The organism is Thioalkalivibrio sp. HL-Eb18, from assembly GCF_000364985.1.
Taxonomy (GTDB): domain Bacteria; phylum Pseudomonadota; class Gammaproteobacteria; order Ectothiorhodospirales; family Ectothiorhodospiraceae; genus Thioalkalivibrio.
Genome location: NZ_KB822966.1, coordinates 40,674 through 59,868, shown reverse-complemented (window position 1 = coordinate 59,868; position 19,195 = coordinate 40,674). Strand labels below are relative to the sequence as shown.

23 protein-coding genes are annotated in these 19,195 nt (G+C 67.1%); all 23 read right to left on the bottom strand.

The window, feature by feature from the left end; all coding sequences use genetic code 11:
* Nucleotides 1-36 precede the first annotated feature (36 nt).
* Nucleotides 37-306 carry an HPr family phosphocarrier protein gene (locus F813_RS0106845; protein ID WP_012981789.1) on the bottom strand — a complete coding sequence of 90 codons (270 nt, stop codon included), beginning with the start codon at nucleotides 304-306 and terminating at the stop codon, nucleotides 37-39.
* Nucleotides 278-703: a PTS sugar transporter subunit IIA gene (locus F813_RS0106840; RefSeq protein WP_012981788.1), complete on the bottom strand. Its 426-nt coding sequence runs from the start codon at nucleotides 701-703 to the stop codon at nucleotides 278-280. The genes F813_RS0106845 and F813_RS0106840 overlap by 29 nt, the downstream gene beginning before the upstream one ends.
* Nucleotides 704-707: 4 nt before the next feature.
* Entirely contained in the window at nucleotides 708-1,592 is an 885-nt protein-coding gene (gene rapZ, locus F813_RS0106835) for an RNase adapter RapZ (RefSeq protein ID WP_012981787.1), read from the bottom strand.
* On the bottom strand, nucleotides 1,593-2,624 hold the full coding sequence (gene hprK, locus F813_RS0106830; protein ID WP_017926015.1) for an HPr(Ser) kinase/phosphatase: 1,032 nt from the start codon (nucleotides 2,622-2,624) through the stop codon (nucleotides 1,593-1,595).
* Nucleotides 2,625-2,691: 67 nt separating this feature from the next.
* On the bottom strand, nucleotides 2,692-3,162 hold the full coding sequence (locus F813_RS0106825; protein ID WP_017926014.1) for a PTS sugar transporter subunit IIA: 471 nt from the start codon (nucleotides 3,160-3,162) through the stop codon (nucleotides 2,692-2,694).
* Nucleotides 3,163-3,166: 4 nt separating this feature from the next.
* Complete coding sequence (hpf, locus tag F813_RS0106820) at nucleotides 3,167-3,505, bottom strand: ribosome hibernation-promoting factor, HPF/YfiA family (RefSeq protein WP_012981784.1); 339 nt, start codon at nucleotides 3,503-3,505, stop codon at nucleotides 3,167-3,169.
* 2 nt (nucleotides 3,506-3,507) lie between these two features.
* Complete coding sequence (locus F813_RS0106815) at nucleotides 3,508-5,001, bottom strand: RNA polymerase factor sigma-54 (protein WP_017926013.1); 1,494 nt, start codon at nucleotides 4,999-5,001, stop codon at nucleotides 3,508-3,510.
* A 73-nt stretch (nucleotides 5,002-5,074) separates the two neighbouring features.
* Nucleotides 5,075-5,803 (bottom strand): LPS export ABC transporter ATP-binding protein, encoded by a 729-nt coding sequence (gene lptB / locus F813_RS0106810; RefSeq protein WP_051048352.1) that lies wholly within the window; start codon nucleotides 5,801-5,803, stop codon nucleotides 5,075-5,077.
* Between the two features lie 50 nt (nucleotides 5,804-5,853).
* Nucleotides 5,854-6,378 (bottom strand): lipopolysaccharide transport periplasmic protein LptA, encoded by a 525-nt coding sequence (lptA, locus tag F813_RS0106805; protein WP_017926011.1) that lies wholly within the window; start codon nucleotides 6,376-6,378, stop codon nucleotides 5,854-5,856.
* A complete protein-coding gene (lptC, locus tag F813_RS0106800; RefSeq protein ID WP_017926010.1) occupies nucleotides 6,371-6,958 on the bottom strand; it encodes an LPS export ABC transporter periplasmic protein LptC in 588 nt (195 codons plus the stop codon). Before lptC ends, lptA begins: the two co-directional genes overlap by 8 nt.
* Nucleotides 6,955-7,494 carry a 3-deoxy-manno-octulosonate-8-phosphatase KdsC gene (gene kdsC / locus F813_RS0106795; RefSeq protein WP_017926009.1) on the bottom strand — a complete coding sequence of 180 codons (540 nt, stop codon included), beginning with the start codon at nucleotides 7,492-7,494 and terminating at the stop codon, nucleotides 6,955-6,957. Before kdsC ends, lptC begins: the two co-directional genes overlap by 4 nt.
* Complete coding sequence (locus tag F813_RS0106790) at nucleotides 7,494-8,471, bottom strand: KpsF/GutQ family sugar-phosphate isomerase (RefSeq protein ID WP_017926008.1); 978 nt, start codon at nucleotides 8,469-8,471, stop codon at nucleotides 7,494-7,496. The genes kdsC and F813_RS0106790 overlap by 1 nt, the downstream gene beginning before the upstream one ends.
* Nucleotides 8,468-9,445 (bottom strand): calcium/sodium antiporter, encoded by a 978-nt coding sequence (locus F813_RS0106785; RefSeq protein WP_017926007.1) that lies wholly within the window; start codon nucleotides 9,443-9,445, stop codon nucleotides 8,468-8,470. Before F813_RS0106785 ends, F813_RS0106790 begins: the two co-directional genes overlap by 4 nt.
* Nucleotides 9,446-9,537: 92 nt before the next feature.
* Nucleotides 9,538-10,485 carry an AEC family transporter gene (locus F813_RS0106780; RefSeq protein ID WP_017926006.1) on the bottom strand — a complete coding sequence of 316 codons (948 nt, stop codon included), beginning with the start codon at nucleotides 10,483-10,485 and terminating at the stop codon, nucleotides 9,538-9,540.
* A gap of 43 nt (nucleotides 10,486-10,528) precedes the next feature.
* On the bottom strand, nucleotides 10,529-10,912 hold the full coding sequence (gene trxA, locus F813_RS0106775; protein ID WP_017926005.1) for a thioredoxin: 384 nt from the start codon (nucleotides 10,910-10,912) through the stop codon (nucleotides 10,529-10,531).
* Nucleotides 10,913-10,969: 57 nt separating this feature from the next.
* On the bottom strand, nucleotides 10,970-11,578 hold the full coding sequence (locus F813_RS0106770; protein WP_017926004.1) for an LON peptidase substrate-binding domain-containing protein: 609 nt from the start codon (nucleotides 11,576-11,578) through the stop codon (nucleotides 10,970-10,972).
* Entirely contained in the window at nucleotides 11,575-12,213 is a 639-nt protein-coding gene (locus F813_RS0106765) for a flavin prenyltransferase UbiX (RefSeq protein ID WP_017926003.1), read from the bottom strand. The genes F813_RS0106770 and F813_RS0106765 overlap by 4 nt, the downstream gene beginning before the upstream one ends.
* A complete protein-coding gene (mpl, locus tag F813_RS0106760) occupies nucleotides 12,210-13,613 on the bottom strand; it encodes a UDP-N-acetylmuramate:L-alanyl-gamma-D-glutamyl-meso-diaminopimelate ligase (RefSeq protein WP_017926002.1) in 1,404 nt (467 codons plus the stop codon). Before mpl ends, F813_RS0106765 begins: the two co-directional genes overlap by 4 nt.
* A complete protein-coding gene (locus tag F813_RS0106755) occupies nucleotides 13,613-14,122 on the bottom strand; it encodes a hypothetical protein (protein ID WP_026148176.1) in 510 nt (169 codons plus the stop codon). The genes mpl and F813_RS0106755 overlap by 1 nt, the downstream gene beginning before the upstream one ends.
* The gene (locus F813_RS0106750) at nucleotides 14,119-14,904 is read right to left on the bottom strand and encodes a VacJ family lipoprotein (RefSeq protein WP_038060035.1); all 786 of its coding nucleotides are present in this window, start codon (nucleotides 14,902-14,904) and stop codon (nucleotides 14,119-14,121) included. Before F813_RS0106750 ends, F813_RS0106755 begins: the two co-directional genes overlap by 4 nt.
* A 34-nt stretch (nucleotides 14,905-14,938) precedes the next feature.
* Entirely contained in the window at nucleotides 14,939-16,942 is a 2,004-nt protein-coding gene (locus tag F813_RS0106745; RefSeq protein ID WP_017925999.1) for a diguanylate cyclase, read from the bottom strand.
* A 1-nt stretch (nucleotide 16,943) separates the two neighbouring features.
* Nucleotides 16,944-18,167 (bottom strand): argininosuccinate synthase, encoded by a 1,224-nt coding sequence (locus F813_RS0106740; RefSeq protein ID WP_017925998.1) that lies wholly within the window; start codon nucleotides 18,165-18,167, stop codon nucleotides 16,944-16,946.
* A 58-nt stretch (nucleotides 18,168-18,225) separates the two neighbouring features.
* Complete coding sequence (locus F813_RS0106735; protein ID WP_026148174.1) at nucleotides 18,226-19,185, bottom strand: OmpA family protein; 960 nt, start codon at nucleotides 19,183-19,185, stop codon at nucleotides 18,226-18,228.
* Nucleotides 19,186-19,195: the final 10 nt, after the last annotated feature.

The window sequence follows — 19,195 nt, the reverse complement described above, 5'->3', positions numbered from 1 at the left end:
GGCTGGGCCTCGAACAGGCGTGGAGGATGGAGGGGGCTAGGCGTCCTCGCCGAAGCGGTTGGCGACGAGTTCGGTGAGGGCGTCGAGGGCCTCTTCGGCATCCTCGCCGTCGGTGGTAATGGTGACCTCGGAGCCCTGCGCCGCCGCCAGCATCATCACCCCCATGATGCTCTTGCCGTTCACTTCCTGGGCGTTCCGGGAGACGGTCACATCGGACGCGTACTGACTGGCCAGACTCACAAACTTGGCCGCCGCACGCGCATGCATCCCCAGACGATTAACGATGGGGACTTCGCGCTGCGGCATCCGAACACTCCTGGTCACAAAGAAGGATGCCATCGTGCCCGCCGGACAGGGCCTTGTTGACCAGTTCCGTCAGTGGCAGATGGCGGTAGTTCAGCACACGGATCAGCATCGGCAGGTTGATCCCGGCGATGACGCGAGCGTTCGCCCCCCGCGCCACGCGGCTGGCCACATTAGAGGGGGTAGAACCGAACATGTCGGTCAGAATGAGCACACCGGAGCCGGAATCCAGCTCTCCGAGGCGCGCCCGCGCCCGCGCCAGCACCTCGTCGGGGTCGTCATTCTGCGACATCGCCATGGACTCGCAATCCTCGGGCAGGTCGCCCAGCATGCTGCGGGCCGTTTGCAGCAGGGTGTCGCCGAGGTTTTGATGCGTGATCAGGATCAGACCAACGCCCATGGACTCACTCCGATTCGAGGGGCAGGGATAGCTCGCGGTGACGGGTGCTAACAGTAACATGTTCGCGCCCGCGCCAGGCAGCCGCCAGCCGCTCCACGAGATAAACCGAACGGTGGCGACCGCCGGTACATCCGATCGATACGGTCACATAGCTGCGGTGATCCTGACGAATACGCGGAACCCATTGCTCGAGGAATCCCTGGATCCCGTCGTACATCTCTTCGACCTCGGCGTGGCCCGCGAGAAACTCGCAAACCGCGGCGTCGCGTCCGGTCAAGGGCGCGAGATCGCGCTCGTAGTGCGGGTTGGGCAGGCAGCGCACGTCGAACACGAAGTCGGAGTCCAGCGGTGCCCCGTGCTTGAACCCGAATGACTGAAACAGCAGCGACAGGCGCTCCTCGCCCAGCAGCCCGACACGGTCGCGCAGGGTGCGCGCGAGGTCGTGCATGGACAACCGGGAGGTATCAACGGTCAGATCGGCCTCGGCCGCGACATGCCCGAGCCAGTCGCGCTCGCGCTCGATCGCATCGACCAGCGGGACGCCGTCGCGCGCCAACGGGTGTCGCCGGCGTGTCAGGTGGTAACGGCGCAGCAGAACCTCGCTGGAGGCCTGCAGGAACATCACCTCGACCTGCAGCCCCTTGCCCCTGAGTTCGCGCAGCAGGTCGGCAAAGCCCTCCAGCGCCGCCAGCCCGCTGCGGACATCCACCCCGACTGCCAGATGCCGGTCTTCGTCCGCGTCGTAGTCACCACTGCGGACCTGTTCGATCAGTCCGGGCAGCAGCGGCAGGGGCAGATTGTCGACGCAGAAATAGCCGGCGTCCTCCAGGGTGTGCAGGGCGACCGTCTTGCCGGAACCCGACAGACCACTGACCAGCAACAGTCGCATTCAGCCCTCCGGGTCCGGGTTGGGGACCGTGGTGGCGGGGATCGCACGATGGTAGGGCGGCTCCTCGGGCTCACCGCTCATCTGCCGGCGCTGGCGCGCGCGCAGGTCGTCCCCGGCAACGTAGCCCTGCATGTGCAGCATGTGGTTGCGTACCGCCGCCTCGATCATCACGGCGATGTTGCGCCCCGGCGCGACCGGCAGGCTGATCAGCGGGATGCGCAGCCCGAGGATGTCGATCTCCCCGCGGCGGCCGTTCAGGCGGTCGTCCGGCACCGGCGAGGGCTCGTTGTGATCACGCAAGTCGATGATCAGCCGCAGGTATTTGCCGCCCTTGATCGCGGAGTCCCCGTACATCGCGCGGACGTTCAGCACGCCCAGCCCCCGGACCTCGAGCAGGTCCTGCAGCAGGGCCGGGCAGTGCCCACGCACGATATCCGGGGCGATACGGGCGAACTCCGGCGCATCGTCGGCAATCAGCCGGTGCCCGCGCGAGATCAGCTCCAGCGCCACCTCGCTCTTGCCGACGCTGGACGCCCCGCTAATCAGCACGCCGATCCCGAGGATCTCCATGAACACGCCATGGCGGACTTCGAAGTGGGCCAGCCGCTGCTGCAGGAAGTAGCGCAGCAGGGAGATAATCTCGTGGCTGCTGGTCGAGGAGCACAGGATCAGCGGCAGCTGCTCCTCGGGGACGTCCGGCATCTCCGAGAACGGACAGGTGTCCTCGGCGAAGATCACCGCGGTCGTGCCGGTGCGGGCCATCTCCAGGATCAACTGCTCGCGCTGTTCGTCGCTCAGCCGCGCGATATAGCGCGCCTCGAAATCACCGATGACCTGGATGCGGTTCGGCCGAATCAGGTTGAGGTGCCCGGCCAACGGCAGGTCGTCGCCATCACCGCCCACCAGGTTGCGGTCGGGGGCGACCTGCTCGCCGTGGACGTAGCGCAGGTCGAGGCGGTTGCCCATCGCCTGGATCAGGGATTCGACGGTGATGTCGCGCGCGATGCCGCCCTCTCCCAGTGCCTCGTTCATGCACGAGTCTCCGGCATCGCTGGCGCGGGGTGTCGTAATCGGGGAAGCGCTGCCGGGAGAGCCATGCTCAAGCGTCGCCGAAGGCCCGGGTCAGTTCACGCTCCAGGCCGTCGGCATCGCCGGCGCGGCGGAGCGCCGCAATATTGTCGGGCTGCGAGAGACCACGGGCCAGTTGCGCCAGGAGATCCAGGTGCGCACTGGTGGCCGCCTCGGGGACCAGCAGCGCGATCAGGATATCCACCGGCTCGTGATCCATGGCGTCGAAGTCGACCCCTTGGTCCAGCCGCAGGACCGCGACACGGGGGGCATCAAGCTCGGCCAGGCGCCCATGCGGGATGGCCACGCCATGCCCCAGACCAGTGGAGCCAAGCTTCTCGCGGGCAGACAGGGCCTCGAAGATGGCCCCGCTGGCCGGGCCGGCGGACTCCTCGCCGCCGACGGCCAGCAACTCGGCCAGGGTCTCGAGCGCCCGTTTCTGGCTGGAACACTCGGGCTCCAGCCGGATACGGTCGCGGGTGATCAGCTCGGCAATGGTCATTGCGTTACAGGGCCTGTTCGCGGTTGCGCTGGGCGCCCTCGGCGCGGTGATGGTCCTTGACCTTTTCCTTGTGCTTGATCAGCTGGCGATCCACCTTGTCGATCAGCCCATCGATCGCCGCATACATATCCTCGTGACTGGCTTCGGCGTGGATGTGATTGCCGCTGACCTGGAGATTGGCCTCCGCCTTGTTGTTCAGGTTCTGGTTTTTCTCGTGGGTCAGCACCACATGCACGTCGATCACTTTGTCGAAGTGGCGCTCCAGCTTGGCGAACTTTTCGTTCACGTAGTCGCGCAGGGCGTCGGTGATATCGACGTGATGGCCGGTCAGGTTGATCTGCATGGTCAGGCTCCTTTCTGCTTGGTTCCGCTGGGCATGCTCGCCATCTGCCGGCGTTCGCTGGAAGACGGTATGTGCATGGCCTCGCGGTACTTGGCCACGGTGCGTCGGGCCACATTAATGCCCCGATCCGACAGGATCTGGGCCAGTTTTGCATCACTCAGTGGCTTGTTCGGGGTCTCGCCACCAATCAATTCCCGAATCATGGCACGGATCGCGGTCGCCGAGCATTCGCCGCCGTCGGCCGTCCCGACATGACTGGAAAAGAAGTACTTGAACTCGAATACCCCACGCGGGGTGTGCATGTATTTCTGTGTGGTCACCCGCGAGATGGTCGACTCGTGCATCTCCAGGGCCTCGGCGATATCGCGCAGGATCAACGGCTGCATCGCGACCTCACCATGCTCCAGAAACCCCTGCTGGCGTTCGACGATGGCTTGGGCCACCCGCAGCAGGGTGTCGTTGCGGCTGTGCAGGCTCTTCAGGAACCAGCGCGCCTCCTGCAGCTGATCGCGCATAAACGCGCTGTCGCGGGCATCGGAGACCTGCCGCACCATGCCCGCATAGAGATCGTTGATGCGAATGCGCGGGGCAATCTCCGGATTCAGGTCCACACGCCAGCCATCGCGGTCATGGCGGACATAGACATCCGGCACGACGTATTCCGAAGTGGACTCGCTGATCTGGGCACCGGGCCGCGGGTTCAGGGTGCGGATCAAGTCCAGCGCCCGCGCCAGCTCGTCCGGGTCGCGTACCCCGGACTGGCGCTGCAGGGCCCGGTAGTCCCGCTTGGCCAGGCTCTCCATGCCGTTTTCCAGGATGGCTCGGGCCGCATCGCGTGCCGGGGCATCCGGCGCCAGATGGCGCAGCTGGATCTCCAGGCACTCGCGCAGGTCCCGCGCACCGACGCCCAGCGGGTCGCACTGCTGAATCCAGTGCAGCACCGCCTCGACCTCGTCGACCCCCACTGGTTCGTCCTCGCCCTGGCTGATCATCTCTGCCAGCGCCTCGAGGTCGCCGTCCAGATAGCCGTCCGGGCTGATCGCGTCGATCAGCGCCGCGCCGATGCGCTGGTCGCGTGGAGTCAGGTGGCTCAGATGCAGCTGCCAGAGCAGGTGATCCTGCAGCCCCTCGTCCTCGCCGTCGGAGGTATTCTCGAGCGGATCGCGATCATCCAGGCCGCGCGGGCTCGGGGCGGGCTCGTAGATGTCGTCCCAGCGGCTGTCGGTACTCAACTCCTCGGGGATCACGTCATCGCCGGCCGTGTCGGACTGCATGCGATCCCCGTCGACCCGTTCACCCCCTTCCTCCGGGCGCTCGGGCGGGGCCTCCTCGCCCTCGTCCTCCACCTGCTCGAGCATGGGGTTGCTTTCCAGCGCCTGCTGGATCTCCGCCTGCAACTCCAGCGTGGAAAGCTGCAGCAGGCGGATCGCCTGCTGCAGCTGCGGGGTCATCGTTAGCGTCTGCCCCAGCTGCAGATTGAGCCCGGGCTTCAGCATCGCGGTTTGAGGTCCATCGTGACCATTAAGATCATCTTAAAAGGACTCGTCGAGACATGCCCAAAGGAAGTACTCACAGCCGAAAGTTTTCGCCGAGATACACCCGGCGCACCTGGGGATCATCCAGCAGTTCCTGCGGGGTCCCCACGCTCAGGATGCGGCCCTCACTAAGAATATAGGCTCTGTCGCAGATTCCGAGGGTCTCGCGCACGTTGTGGTCGGAAATCAGCACGCCGATCCCGCGCTGGGCCAGATGCCCAATCACCGCCTGGATATCGCCCACGGAAATCGGGTCCACGCCGGCGAACGGCTCGTCCAGGCAGATAAAGCGCGGGTCACCGGCCAGTGCCCGCGCGATCTCGGCACGGCGGCGCTCGCCCCCGGACAGGGCAATCCCCGGGCTGTGGCGCACCGTCTCCAGCTGAAATTCCTCGATCAGGGCATCGCCGATGCGGCGACGTTCGTGGCGATCAAGCTCCGGCCGCAGCTCCAGCACCGCCTGCAGATTGTCCCACACGCTCAGCCGCCGGAAGATCGAGGCCTCCTGCGGCAGGTAGCCCAGCCCGGCCCGGGCCCGTGAATGGATCGGGGCCCGGGTGATGTCCCGGTCACCCAGCGTGATACGGCCGCGATTGGGCCGGATCAGGCCGACCAGGCTGTAGAAACAGGTGGTCTTGCCTGCGCCGTTCGGGCCCAGCAGGCCCACGACCTCCCCTGGTGCCAGATCAACGTCGACACGATCCAGCACCGTACGCTTGCCATAGCGCTTGGTCAGCTCGCGTCCGGTCAGATAGCCGGCCATCGGCGGGGGGTCGCCACCGGCCACTGCGGGCGCGCTGGTGTCGAGCTCGGTCATTCGTCGTCTTCGCGGGGCTGAATCGTGATGCGTACACGCTCGTCATCGGTCTCGCCACGCTCGGCCTCGATCACGTCCGTCTCCAGGTCGTAGACGATGCGCTTGCCGCGCGCCTCCTCGGCGGCCGTGACCACATGCGCCTGGTCGGTCAGGATCACCCGGTCCTCGTTCAGCAGGTAATCGATGCGCAGCGCGGTGGCGATGCGCATCTCGCCTGTTTCCGGGTCCGGGGATTCCAGCCGCGCGGGCTCGCCGTGGGCCTCCATCTCGTAGGGGCGCCGGTCACGACTGCGCACATAGACCTTGTCCGCCTCCAGCGTCATGTCCCCGCGGATCACCACCACATCGCCGGTATAGGTACCCAGGCCCCGGCGCTCGTCCATCTCCGCGTGATCCGCGGTAATCTCCACCGGCAGGGACTGTTGCTGGGCGATAACCGGCACGGCCAGCAACAGCAAGACACTGCTCATCAGCACGGGCCACCCGGCCCGGGCGAGCGACGACCCACCACGTTCAGTCATTAGCGGCTTCCTCCTCGCCCGACTCGCTGTAGAGCGTGTACACGTCATGGAACAGCTCTATGGTATCCCCTCGCGAGTCCACGCGCAGACCCGTACCCCGCTGAAAAAGACCGGGTTGATCAAGCGTCGAGAGCGAATCGGAGGTGGCAATCATGGTATCGGTCGCCACCGTCACATCGGAGGACTCGATGACCGTGCGCACGCGCTCGTCACGCTCGGGCTGCACCCCCCGCGTGGGGCCGATCAGGTCCAGGATCTCGTCCATAGGCCGGTGCAGCGCCTCTGGCGCGGTCCAGTGCCATTCGATGCCGCCAGCGTCAAAGATATCCAGATCGGGATTGTCAATCAGTTGCGGCCCGTCGCGACCAAACTCGCGCAACCGCGTCCCGCGCAAGCGGTGGCTCAGCTCGCCGTCCTCGCCGGTCGCGTGCAGTGTGAAGCCCTCGATCTCCAGCGTCACCTCGCCCTCGGGTTCATGCTCGCTGGCGCCAGCGCCGGCCACCAGCGCCGCCATCGGCACCAGGATCAGCGCCGCCATCGGCACCAGGATCAGCGCCGCCAGTCCGGCCACCCACTTCATCCGTCGATGTACTCCGCGAACAGGGCCTCCAGCCGCCCCTGGGCCGCCAGCAGGCCCTCGCAGACCTCGCGTACCGCGCCGCGCCCGCCGGGGGCCTGCGTGACCCAGTGGGCATGCTGCAATACCAGCGGGTGGGAATCCGCCACGGCGATGCCCAGCCCCACACGGCGCATCGCCGGCAGATCGACGATGTCGTCGCCCACGAAGGCGGCCTCGTCGGGCGCATGCCCGGTCTGCTCCAGCAACTCGTGCAGTGCGGCGCCCTTGTCGCGCCGCCCCTGCACCAGATGCTGCACGCCCAGATCCCGCATGCGGTGCTCGACCACGCCGGAGGTGCGCCCGGTCAGGATCGCGACCTCCAGCCCCCCGTCCAGTGCCAGGCGGATGCCGTGCCCGTCGCGCGAATGAAAGGCCTTGTATTGCTCACCGGCATCCCCCATGAACAGGCTGCCATCGGTCAGCACCCCATCGACATCCAGGATCAGCAGACGCACTGCCGCCTGGCGGCTGTGCAGGGGCTCGTCGTAACGGTCCATCAAACCACCCCCGCGCGCAGCAGGTCGTGCATGTTCAGCACCCCGACCAGCCGCTGGTCGTCATCGACCACCGGAAGGGCATTGATCCGCTTGCTCTCCATTGTCTCCAGCGCCTCGACGGCCAGCCACTGGGGACGGGCCGCATGTCCGCCTTGCGTCATCACCTGGCCGATGGTCAGCGCCTCCAGGCTTTCACCACGGTCCAGGGTGCGCCGGAGGTCGCCATCGGTAAACACACCAAGCAGGTGCGCATCGGGATCGGCGACGATCACCAGCCCCAGCCCCTTGCGCGTAATCTCGAACAGGGCGTCCTTCAGCGGGGCCTCCGGACCCACGCGCGGGATCGCATCATTGGTGTGCATGATGTCCGCGACATGAACCAGCAGCCGCCGCCCCAGCCGGCCACCGGGATGCGAACGAGCAAAATCGTCGGCGGTAAACCCGCGCGCATCCAGCACCGCGATCGCCAGGGCATCACTCATGGCCAGCGCGGCCGTGGTGCTGGAGGTCGGGGCCAGGCCCAGCGGGCAGGCTTCGCGTTCGACCGAGACATCCAGATGCACGGTCGCATCCTGTCCCAGGCGCGAGCCGGGGTTACCGGTCAGCGCGATCAGCGGCACGTCCAGCCGCCGGATCAGCGGCAGGATGGTCAGCAGTTCGTCGGTCTCGCCGGAGTTGGACAGGGCAATTACCACGTCATCGCGAGTGATCATGCCGAGGTCGCCGTGGCTGGCCTCGCCGGGGTGGACGAAAAACGCCGGGGTGCCGGTAGAGGCGAGCGTGGCGGCCAGTTTGGAGCCGATGTGACCGGACTTGCCCATACCGGTCACCACGACACGTCCCCGGCATTCAAGGATGTGACGGCAGGCCTCGAGGAAGGCCTCGTCCACGCGTTCGGTCAACCGGCGCACGGCGTCCGCCTCGTTGTTCAGGACCGCCAGGGCCAGGTTGCGGGTGGTTTCGGGATTGAAATTCATGCAGTCGCCGTGATTCCGAGATAGACAAGGTAGCCCGCGAACACCGCGAGCAGAAGCGCTCCCTGCCAGCGCCGCAGCTCGGCGCCACGCGCCAGGGCAAAAACGAACAGCGCGGCGGTCATGCCCAGCATGACCGGATAGTCGCGTAGCAACACCTCGCGTTCGATCGCCAGCGGCGCGATCAGCGCGGGAACCGCCAGCACGGCCAGCAGGTTGAACAGATTGGAACCGATCACGTTGCCGATCGCCAGTCCCGCCTCGCGGCGAAAGGCTGCGACCACTGAAGTCGCCAGTTCCGGCAGACTGGTCCCGATCGCCACGATGGTCAGGCCGATCACCAGATCACTGATACCCAGCTGCTCCGCGATCCCGACCGCACCCCAGACCACCAGCTGGCTGCTGGCGATCAGCAGCACCAGACCAAGACCCAGCCAAGCGAGGGCGTGACCGGCAGAAGTGACCGCCGGGATGGCTTCAACCATGCCACGCACCTCTTCAGGCGCCTCGGCCGGGTCCAGTGCCTGCGCGCGCCGTGCAATGTGAATCACCCAGGCGGTCACTAGTAGCAACCCCGCTATCAGGATCCCGCCTTCCAGGCGGCCCAACTCGCCGTCGAGCAGCAGAAACAGGACCGCGAGCGTCACCCCCATCAGGATCGGCAGCTCGCGGCGCACCAGCCCACGCCCGATCGCAAGCGGCGCCACCAGCGCCGCTGCCGCCAGCACCAGTCCGATGTTCGCGATATTCGAACCGATCGCGTTACCCACCGCGAGGCCCGGGTTGCCCTGCAGGCTCGCCAGGATGGAGACGACGACCTCCGGGGCCGAGGTCCCGAAGGCCACGATCGTCAGCCCGACCAGCAGGGCACTCACCCCCACGCTGCGCGCGAATGCCGAGGCACCAAACACGAAGCGGTCGGCACTCCAGGTCAGCAGGATCAGACCGCCGATCACGGCGATGACGGGGAGCACCATGAGTGTTTCCCTAGCGAATGCCGGAAGTGGATTGAGCCGGATGTCTCACTCGCGGATTGTAACCGATTGCCGGTGGCGGCCCGCGCCCCGGATCAGCCGCCCGGGACCACCTGCCCGGCAAGGGCAAACCACAATGGCAGCGTCAGCAACGACAACGCGGTTGTCAGGGTCACCGCCGCCGCGTACAGCCCCGTATCCAGCCGGAAGCGATCGCAGAACACGAGCCCCAGGACCATCGCCGGCATGGCGGCCTCGAGCACCGAGCCCACCCCGGGCACGCCCTCCAGGCCCGTCCACAGCACCAGGGTCAGCGCAAAGGCGGGGGCGAGCACGAGCTGGATCACCGTCACCATCACCAGGGGGCGGGCATCCCGCCCGCGAAAGCGGTTGAACACCAGCGCAAGCCCCAGCGAGAACAGCATCAGCGGGGCCACCGAATTAGAGAGGAAGCCCAGAAAGGCGTCCAGCCAGTCGATCAGCGGTACCCCGGCCAGGTTCAGCCCAACCCCGACCAGTGCCGCCCAGATGGAGGGAACCGCTACCAGCCCCCTTAGCGGACTGGCGCCCCCGTACATACGTACGGCCTCGGGGTCGCCATAGCGCCGAGCCAGCAGCACCCCCAGGGTCAGCACCAGCGGCAGACAGGCGAACAGATCGTACTGGATGGCTACCGCGCGCCCGGGTTCGCCGAACAGGCTGTCGAGAACGGGGAGGCCGAGATAGGTGGCATTGGGCCAGGCCGCCGCCAGCAACATGGCGCCGATGGCCGCACGCTCGGCCATGCAGACTCGACAGGCGAGCAGCGTTGCGCCAACCATCGCAAGGACCGTAAGGCCCGCGACGAAGGCAATGCGCAGCGAGTCGAGCCCCAGGGGAGCGGTCCACAGCACCTGCAAAACGAGTGCGGGCAGCAGCAGATAGTAGACCAGGGTGGTGAGCACCCGGCGGGCGGTGTCGGCGTCCAGCCCGCCGGGGCGCAGCAGGCGCCAGACGACGCCCGCAACGATGAGCGCCCCCATCTGGGTCATGACCGTCAGCATGGGGGCGCTCGTTTAGGGCGACAGGTTTCGCGTCAGAAGGTCATCAGGCCTGACCGGCCTGCTGCTCCTGCTGCTGGCGTTCGATGTCGGCGCGCACCTGGTCCATATCCAGCTCGCGCACCTTGCCCAGCACCTCGTCCAGCTGCCCGGCGGACAGCACGCCCGGCTGGGAGAAGACGATGATCTGCTCGCGGAAGATCATCAGCGTCGGGATGGAACGGATCTGGAACGCCCCGGCGATCCCCTGCTCCTCGTCGGTATTCACCTTGGCAAAGACCACATCGGAATGCTGCTCGGAGGCCGCCTCGAAGGTCGGGGCGAACTGCTGGCACGGGCCGCACCAGGGGGCCCAGAAGTCCAGAATGACGATGTTGTTGCCGGTGATCGTGGATTCGAACGTATCCTGCGTGAGTTCCTGAACGGCCATGATGGCGAGCTCCAGTCAAAGTGTGTACCGAAACCTTAACAGCCCCGCCGCAGGGTTTCAGGATTTCGATGCCGCGAGCATGGCCGCTCGCAGGCGCTCCAGGCGCTCGATCGGGTCATCCGCCTCCAGCAGCTGCTGCTTGACCTCGAGATCGATCGGTAGCAACTCCGTCAGCCTCCCGACCACCCAGGAGGAATCGTCGAACCGCCGCTCCAGGTGCGACCAGGGCGTGCCGAGCTGGTCCAGCAGCCGCTCGAGCAGATCCGCCAGCGATGCATAATCCACCGGCAGGCTGACATCGGGGCGCTCCTGCAACGGCTCGACCTCCGCCAGCCAGAGCCCGTCCTCGGCCCGACGCGGATTGTGCAACTGGTGGCGGCGCTCGCCCTTGACCAGGATCCCGAGCAGGCCGTCCGGCCGCTGGTCCCAGTCGACGATCGCGACCTCGGTCCCGACCGGGTGGAAGCCGACCGAAGGGTCTGTCTCGGCGTCCGGGCGGGGCGCCCCGGACTCGGTATCGGGTTCGATGGCGACGATCACGAAGCGACCATCCTCGCGCAGGCAGCGGCGCACCATGTCGAGGTAGCGCGTCTCGAAGATCCGCAGCGGCAGCAGCCCCTCCGGGAACAGCACGGTATTCAGCGGGAACAGTGGCAGGGTCGTCATGCCGGGTCCTCCGGCGGCAACGACGCCTCGCCCCAGCGGGGGCCCAGGGCATGCTCGATGTCCAGATGGTCCAGCACTCGCGCTACCATGAAATCAACCAGATCGTCGATGGATTGCGGCCGATGATAAAAGGCCGGGTTGGCCGGCATGACCACCGCACCCATGCGCGCCAGGCGCAGCATGTTCTCCAGGTGGATCTCGGAGAACGGCGTCTCGCGCACCACCAGCACCAGCCTGCGCCGTTCCTTGAGCACCACATCCGCCGCGCGTTCGATCAACCCGCGCGAGGCCCCGGTCGCGATGGCCGATACGGTCGCGGTAGTGCAGGGGCAGACCACCATCGCCTCGGGCACAGCCGAGCCGCTGGCCACCGGTGCGGTCCACTGCTCCGGCCCATAGCAGCGGATCTGTCCATCGGCGGCCCCGTGGCGCGCGGCGAAAAAGCGCGCAATGTCGGCCGGCCGCCCGGGCACGTCGAGATCGGTCTCCAGCCCCAGCACCACCTGTGCCGGTTTCGACAGCATCAGATGTACCTGCACCCCCGCCTGCACCAGGCACTCCAGCAGGCGCAGCCCGTAGGGCGCGCCGGAGGCACCGGTCAGGGCCAGGGCGATCGAGCGCGGCTTTCCACTCATGCGGGGGTCCCCGAGGATTCACGGCGCTGCAGCCCGGCGATCAGGCGCTGATGCAGGCCATCGAAACCACCATTGCTCATGATGACCAGCGTATCGCCAGGGCGTGCCGTGGCAAGAATCCCCTGCAACAGGGATTCGATATCACGCGCCACGGCCAGCTGTCCGCCGAGCTGTCTCTCCAGGTCGTCGGTGGACCAATCGATATCCGGGGCATGATAGAGGTGCGCCGCGTCCGCGCGCTCCAGGGCCGCCCCCAGGGCCTCGGCATGGATCCCCATGCGCATGGTATTGGAGCGCGGCTCCAGTACGGCAATCAGCCGTCCACCGGGCACGACCCGGCCCCGCAGGCCTTCCAGGGTCAAACGAATCGCGGTCGGGTGATGGGCGAAGTCGTCGATCACGCGGATCCCGTCGATCTCGGCGCGCAGCTCCTGACGCCGGCGCACACCGCGGAAGGCCGGCAGGGCCGCGATCCCCGCGGCCAGCGGTACCCCGGCATGGCGGGCCGCCCCGAGCGCGGCCAGGGCATTGGACAGGTTGTGCTGCCCCGTCATCTCCCAGGCCACCCGGCCCTGGACGACCCCGTTGACCAACACCTCGAACTCCGAGGCATCTTCATTCAGAGGCCGTGCCGCCAGGGCCACCGTATCCCCGGTGTCCGGGTCGGTCGTGATGCGCTCCACCGGCGTCCAGCAGCCCATCTCCAGCACGCGCTCCAGCGCGGCATCGCACGCGGGCAGCAGGATCAGGCCCTGCCCGGGGATGGTTCGGACCAGGTGATGGAACTGACGCTCGATCGCGGCCAGGTCCGGATAGATGTCCGCGTGATCGAACTCGAGATTGTTCAGCACCAGGGTGCGCGGTCGGTAGTGGACGAATTTGGCTCGCTTGTCGAAGAAGGCAGAGTCGTATTCGTCCGCCTCGATCACGAAGAAGGGGGCCTCGCCCATCCGCGCGCTGACACCAAAGTTGCCGGGCACGCCCCCGATCAGGAATCCCGGGCTCAGCCCGGCATGATCCAGGATCCAGGCCAGCAGGCTCGCGGTGGTGGTCTTGCCGTGGGTACCAGCCACCGCCAGCACCCAGCGGTCATGCAGCACATGCTCGGCCAGCCACTGCGGACCGGAGGTGTAGGACAGCCCGCGATCCAGCAGGGCCTCGATGACCGGCATGCCGCGGGTCATCACGTTGCCGACCACGACCGGTCCTTGCTCCGGCAGGGTCGCCGGGTCATGCCCCTCGTGATAGGGGATACCGGCCTGCTCCAGCTGCTCGCTCATCGGCGGGTACAGCTTCTGGTCGGAACCGGTGACCTCATAGCCGCGCGCCCGGGCGAGCTGGGCCAGCCCGCCCATGAAGGTCCCGCCGATCCCGAGGATGTGCAGATGACCCGCACGCATTAGAGGGCCCCCAGGGCCACTTGGGTGATTACACTGGAGACCACCACATAGCCCAGTGCGATCAGCATGCCGACGAAACGGCTGCCCAGTTCCAGGGCCTGCTGCAGGATGTGCCCGAAGACCAGCAGCAACCAGCCCACCAGTGTCAGTAGCGCCAGCAGGGCCCCGGTGGAGACCTCCTCCGGGTCGGTCGGGGCATCAATCAGCATCAACAGGGCCATCAGCAGGCCCAGCAAGGCCCCGGTGCCGGCCATCGCGGTAAAGGTTTGCAGCCAGCGGTCGGGAACACCCCCCATGCGCAGTACCACGACAATGAACAGGTAGAGCACGACGAGATCGAGCACATTCAGGACCAGGGCCTGACCCGTGCCGTACATCGGGATCCCGACCGCCATACCCGTGACCAGGGCAACCCCGAGCCAGAAGATCAGCGTAGCGTTATCGGGGGGCAGGTCCTGCGGGCCACTGCGCAGGCGCAGGATGTCCAGCATCGTCCAGAGGCTGTTCAATCCATGCCCTCCTCGGCTTCCATCGCCTCCAGGGCCTCGAGTTCGTCAAGCTCGTCCAGCATCTCGGTTGCGCGCTCGTCCGACGCCCCTCGCACCAGAAAGTCGCGGCGCTGCAAATAGGCCTCGCGCATGGCGATGTAACGATCATCGGAGATCTGCGCCAGCATGCGCTCGGTCGGGATCAGTCCGGCGCGCATATCGACCACGTCCAGCGCGATCAGGCCCAACCACCAGCCGGTGTGATCGGTGCGCAGGTTTGTGTGGTAGAGGGGACTGGTGTAGCCATCCACCAGACGCGCCGGGGCATCCCGCGCGGTACTGGGGCCGAGCAGCGGCAGCTGCAGGTACGGGCCGCGCGCCACGCCCCAGGTCCCCAGCGTCTGGCCGAAGTCCTCGTTGTTCTTGTCAAGGCCCATGGGCGTCGCGACATCAATCAGGCCGAGCAGGCCGAAGGTCGTGTTGAACATGATGCGCCCGGTATCCGAGGCAGCGTTGTCCAGATTGCCCTGCAACAGGTTGTTGAACAGGACCGTGAAATCATTGAGGTTGGAGAAGAAATTGCCCACCCCGGTCTGGACTGGCTGCGGCAGCCGCCGGTACTGGACCGCGGCCGGGCGCAGCAGGGCCTGGTCGAAGTCGTCGTTGATCTCGAACACCACCCGGTTATACGACTCCCAGGGGTCGTCCGGATGACGATCTTCGCTGGGCACGGTCGCACAGCCGGAAAGCGCCAGCACCATCAGGGCCGCCAACCCCACGCGTAAACGGGAAACAACCGACATACGATTCCTTTTTCGCTGCGCCCGACGCTGGGCGTCAGGAACCGGTAATGGGGTGAATATCCGCCTTGCGGGCCACACCAACCTGGCCCCGCCCCTCGCTCTTGGCGGTGTAACAGGCGCGATCAGCAGCCACAAAGGCCGCGTCCACACTCGGCAGCGTCTCGCCCAGTTGCACCACACCCACCGAGGCCCCAATGGTGACGTCCCGCGCCTCGACCTGCAACGGCCGGTCGCCCAGGGCACTGCAGATGCGTTGGCCCAGGACCCGGGCCTGCTCGGCATCGGTCTCGTACGCGATCACCGCGAACTCGTCGCCCCCGATCCGGGACACGGCGTCACGCGATCGCGTCAGCTGCCGCAGGATCGTCGCCACGCGGCGCAGAAGCTCGTCGCCCACCCGATGGCCATGGCGATCGTTCACGGCCTTGAAGTAGTCCAGGTCCACCAGCAGCAGGCTCGCTACCGACGAGTATTCACGGGCATTGTCCATCGCGCGCTGCATCTCGCGCTCGAATGCGCGCCGGTTCAACAAACCGGTGAGCGGATCGTGACTCGCTTCATGCACCAGCCGATCCACCAGCTCGCGCTCCTCGGAGATATCGGCCAGCACCAGCAGGGTGCGCACCGAACTGCCCGCCACCGGGTCCAGCGCCGTGCGGTCGATACGCACGATCCGCTCCTGGCCGCTCGGGGTCACCAGCCGGGCCTCGGTATGCTCCCCCAGATTTGCGGCGAGTGGCTCGGATCGCTCTGCACCCAGCGGCCGATCCGTCCCCATCTCGCGCAGGTCCAGGACCTGCTCCAGGGTGCAACCCAGTGCCTGCAGGCGGACCAGCCCCGCCATCTGCTCGGCCGCAGGGTTCATGTAGACGATCCCGCCACGGGCGTCCAGCGTGATCACCGCGTTCGGGATCGCACACATCGCCCGGCGCAAGTTGTGCCCGGCGACGCGCATGCGGGCATGCACTCGCAGCACATACAGGAGAATCGCCGCGATGCCTGCCGCCAGGACAGCGAGCAGCACCGCCAGGTTGTCGCGCGCCCATCGCAGCACGGCGAACGGCTCGGGGGCGTAAAGCCCCACGCCCAGGTCGTACATCAGGCCCTGCACATCCTCGTAGGAACGCGGCGCGGACCAGCCCGCAATCCCGGCCGCCTGGCTCACCGGGTGCTCGGCATCCAGCGCCAAAATGGCGCGCAGCACGGCCTGCGCGATCTCGGCATCGAGATCGCCGCGCATTGCCAGCGGCCACTCCGGGTACAGGCGGGTGGAGGTTCGGTAGGGGAAGCGGGGCACGGCCCGCTCGCCGATCAGGCGCACTTGTTCGACCCGTGGGTCGCCCTGCTCACGCAGATCTTCGAGGATCCCGGTGCGAAAGGTCGCGGCATCCACCTCGCCCGCCAACAACAGATCCAGTCCCCGGGAGACCGGGAAGCCCGTGAATACCACGCGATCCAGATCGTCCTCGACATCCAGCCCGGCCGCCTGCAGTTCGCGCCAGGCCATCCACCAACCGCCGAAGGCGTCGGGGTGGACCGCGGAGATCCGCTGCCCGACCAGGTCACCGAGCTCGACCAGGTCCACACGGCCCTCGCGCGCGACGATCACGGCGCCAAAGCGGTCTTCCTCGCGTCCAACTTCGGCCGGGAGCATGGTCGCGATACGGGAGATACCATGACGCTGCTCCAGCATCACATAGGAGCCGGGGTTGGTCAGCACCAGATCGAAGCGGTCCTCGGCCGCCCCTGCTTGCAGGGCATCGTTGTCGACCGGCAACAGGCGGACCTGAATGCCCTCCAGCGTCTGCTCCAGGTACTCGGCGAAAGGCGTCCACTGCTCGCGCGCGGCATCCTCGCCCCGGTGCGCGAGCACCGCGAAGATCAACTCGCGCTCGGCCGCCTCGGCCTTCGCACCCGCAGGCGTTGCCAGCAGCGCGCCAAAGAACAGCCCCCACAGCAGAACGACACCCCCGAGACCGCCCCTGCCGAACCAGGACAGGCAGCCTGGCGATCGCCGGAAGTACGCACGCGGGCTCATCTCATATGGGCTTCCGATTGCGGCTGGCGGCGATGCGCAGACGCAGTGCGTTCAGGCGAATGAAGCCCTCGGCATCCTTCTGGTCGTAGGCGCCGGCATCGTCTTCGAAGGTGGCGATCGCGTTGTCGAACAGGGTGTCCTCGGAGCGGCGGCCGGCGACGATCACGTTGCCCTTGTACAGGCGCAGGCGCACCTCGCCGTTGACCACGCCCTGGGTGTCATCGATCGCGGCCTGCAGCATGCGCCGCTCCGGGCTCCACCAGTAGCCGTTGTAGATCAGGCTGGCGTAGCGCGGCATCAGCTCGTCCTTTAGGTGCGCGGCCTCGCGGTCCAGGGTGATCGACTCCAGCGCGCGGCGCGCCTTGAGCAGGATGGTGCCGCCCGGGGTCTCGTAGCAGCCGCGCGACTTCATGCCGACATAGCGGTTCTCGACGATATCCAGACGGCCGACACCGTGGGCCCCGCCACGCTCGTTCAGCTTGGCGAGCAGTTCCGCGGCGCTCAGGCGCTGGCCGTTGATCGAGACCGGATCGCCCTTCTCGAAACCGATGGTCAGCGTCTCGGATTCATCCGGTGCGGCCTCCGGGGAGACCGACCAGCGCCACATGTCCTCCTCGGCCTCGGTCCACGGGTCTTCCAGCGGGCCGCCCTCGTAGGAGATGTGCAGCAGGTTGGCATCCATCGAGTACGGCGACTTGGTGCCCTGCTTCTTGTAGTCCACCGGGATATTGTGCTGTTCGGCGTAGGCCATCAGGCGCTCGCGCGAGTTCAGGTCCCATTCGCGCCAGGGGGCGATCACCCGGATCCCCGGCTTGAGCGCGTAGGCGCCCAGCTCGAAGCGCACCTGGTCGTTGCCCTTTCCGGTCGCGCCATGGGCGATGGCGTCGGCCCCGGTTTCCTCGGCGATCTCCACCATGCGGCGCGCGATCAGCGGCCGCGCAATCGATGTGCCCAGCAGGTATTCGCCCTCGTAGATGGTGTTCGCGCGGAACATCGGGAACACGTAGTCGCGCACGAAGGTCTCGCGCAGATCCTCGATGTAGATCTGCTTGACCCCCAGGGCCTCGGCCTTGGCTCGGGCCGGCTCGACCTCCTCGCCCTGGCCCAGGTCGGCGGTGAAGGTGATCACCTCGCAGCCGTACTGATCCTCCAGCCACTTGAGGATCACGGAGGTATCCAGGCCACCGGAATAGGCCAGCACGACGCGGGAAATCTTCGAACTCATGGGAATACCAATCCTTCTTTCTTCGTAAGAGTTATAGCCAATTCTGTGACGGGCTTCACTACCAGCCCGCAGAGGGCGGGGCATCCGGGGCCGACTCCGGCACTGCCAGCGGTTCGGCCGGGGCCGGCGCGCGGCTTGGGCGCGAGGCGCCGGAGGATGGCTCCGCCGCGGCGTCCACACCCCCCATCCACCAGATATCCACGCGGCGCGAACCCTCGCGCTCGCCATCGGCCTCCGGATCGACACCACCGGCCTCGACCGTCAATCCATCGCCCGGGACCCCGGACTCGATCAGGGCCGCGCGGACCGCCTCCGCGCGCTGACGGCTCAGGCGTTCGTTCAGCTCGCGCGGGCCCTCGGCATCGGTCAGCCCGACCAGGCGCACCCGTGGGCGTTCCACCGTGCGCAGGGTCTCGGCCGCACGGGCCACCGTCTCGCGGCCCCTGGAATCCAGATCGCGTCCACCGGTCGCAAAATACACCGACCAGCGATCCAGGGCCCCGACATCGGGCCCTTCGGCCCCGGTGTAGCAGGCCTCGAAGCCCGCGGCGCGCTGGGCGAACCGAATGCCGCGAAAATGCACCGCATCCTCGGCGCCGGGGAAGTCGATGCGCACGTCATGGCCCACCAGCAGGCGGGCCTTGAGCGCCTGAACCTGTGCGTCCGGAACCCGGAAGCGATCCGGCCTTTCGGCGCGCATTTCGAGATCCAGGGGCGACTTCGGACTCGCCCCCAGCCACTCCGGGGCACCGGTGCGCAGTCGCGCGGTAGCGCCTTCAGGCATCGCATAGGGGGCTCGCCAGAAGGCGCGAATAGCCAGTCCTGGCTGTGTCTCGAAACGCAGCGTACCGCCATGGCGCACGCCCTGCTCGATACGGCAGGCATCGTCCAGCTCGATCACCTGCCAGTCACTGCGCTCGAGCGATTCGCGGTGCGGCACGACCCCCGCCTGAGCAATCCCGTGCGCCAGCCACACCCCCCCGGCGAGCAGGAGAGAAAGTTGGCGAAGCACGGACACGAACGCCCCG

Coding starts and splice junctions, on each gene's coding strand:
- F813_RS0106845 (WP_012981789.1), bottom strand. CDS start 306: ATGCCGCAGCGCGAAGTCCCCATCGTTAATCGTCTGGGGATGCATGCG.
- F813_RS0106840 (WP_012981788.1), bottom strand. CDS start 703: ATGGGCGTTGGTCTGATCCTGATCACGCATCAAAACCTCGGCGACACC.
- rapZ (WP_012981787.1), bottom strand. CDS start 1,592: ATGCGACTGTTGCTGGTCAGTGGTCTGTCGGGTTCCGGCAAGACGGTC.
- hprK (WP_017926015.1), bottom strand. CDS start 2,624: ATGAACGAGGCACTGGGAGAGGGCGGCATCGCGCGCGACATCACCGTC.
- F813_RS0106825 (WP_017926014.1), bottom strand. CDS start 3,162: ATGACCATTGCCGAGCTGATCACCCGCGACCGTATCCGGCTGGAGCCC.
- hpf (WP_012981784.1), bottom strand. CDS start 3,505: ATGCAGATCAACCTGACCGGCCATCACGTCGATATCACCGACGCCCTG.
- F813_RS0106815 (WP_017926013.1), bottom strand. CDS start 5,001: ATGCTGAAGCCCGGGCTCAATCTGCAGCTGGGGCAGACGCTAACGATG.
- lptB (WP_051048352.1), bottom strand. CDS start 5,803: ATGGCCGGCTATCTGACCGGACGCGAGCTGACCAAGCGCTATGGCAAG.
- lptA (WP_017926011.1), bottom strand. CDS start 6,378: ATGACTGAACGTGGTGGGTCGTCGCTCGCCCGGGCCGGGTGGCCCGTG.
- lptC (WP_017926010.1), bottom strand. CDS start 6,958: ATGAAGTGGGTGGCCGGACTGGCGGCGCTGATCCTGGTGCCGATGGCG.
- kdsC (WP_017926009.1), bottom strand. CDS start 7,494: ATGGACCGTTACGACGAGCCCCTGCACAGCCGCCAGGCGGCAGTGCGT.
- F813_RS0106790 (WP_017926008.1), bottom strand. CDS start 8,471: ATGAATTTCAATCCCGAAACCACCCGCAACCTGGCCCTGGCGGTCCTG.
- F813_RS0106785 (WP_017926007.1), bottom strand. CDS start 9,445: ATGGTGCTCCCCGTCATCGCCGTGATCGGCGGTCTGATCCTGCTGACC.
- F813_RS0106780 (WP_017926006.1), bottom strand. CDS start 10,485: ATGCTGACGGTCATGACCCAGATGGGGGCGCTCATCGTTGCGGGCGTC.
- trxA (WP_017926005.1), bottom strand. CDS start 10,912: ATGGCCGTTCAGGAACTCACGCAGGATACGTTCGAATCCACGATCACC.
- F813_RS0106770 (WP_017926004.1), bottom strand. CDS start 11,578: ATGACGACCCTGCCACTGTTCCCGCTGAATACCGTGCTGTTCCCGGAG.
- F813_RS0106765 (WP_017926003.1), bottom strand. CDS start 12,213: ATGAGTGGAAAGCCGCGCTCGATCGCCCTGGCCCTGACCGGTGCCTCC.
- mpl (WP_017926002.1), bottom strand. CDS start 13,613: ATGCGTGCGGGTCATCTGCACATCCTCGGGATCGGCGGGACCTTCATG.
- F813_RS0106750 (WP_038060035.1), bottom strand. CDS start 14,904: ATGTCGGTTGTTTCCCGTTTACGCGTGGGGTTGGCGGCCCTGATGGTG.
- F813_RS0106745 (WP_017925999.1), bottom strand. CDS start 16,942: ATGAGCCCGCGTGCGTACTTCCGGCGATCGCCAGGCTGCCTGTCCTGG.
- F813_RS0106740 (WP_017925998.1), bottom strand. CDS start 18,167: ATGAGTTCGAAGATTTCCCGCGTCGTGCTGGCCTATTCCGGTGGCCTG.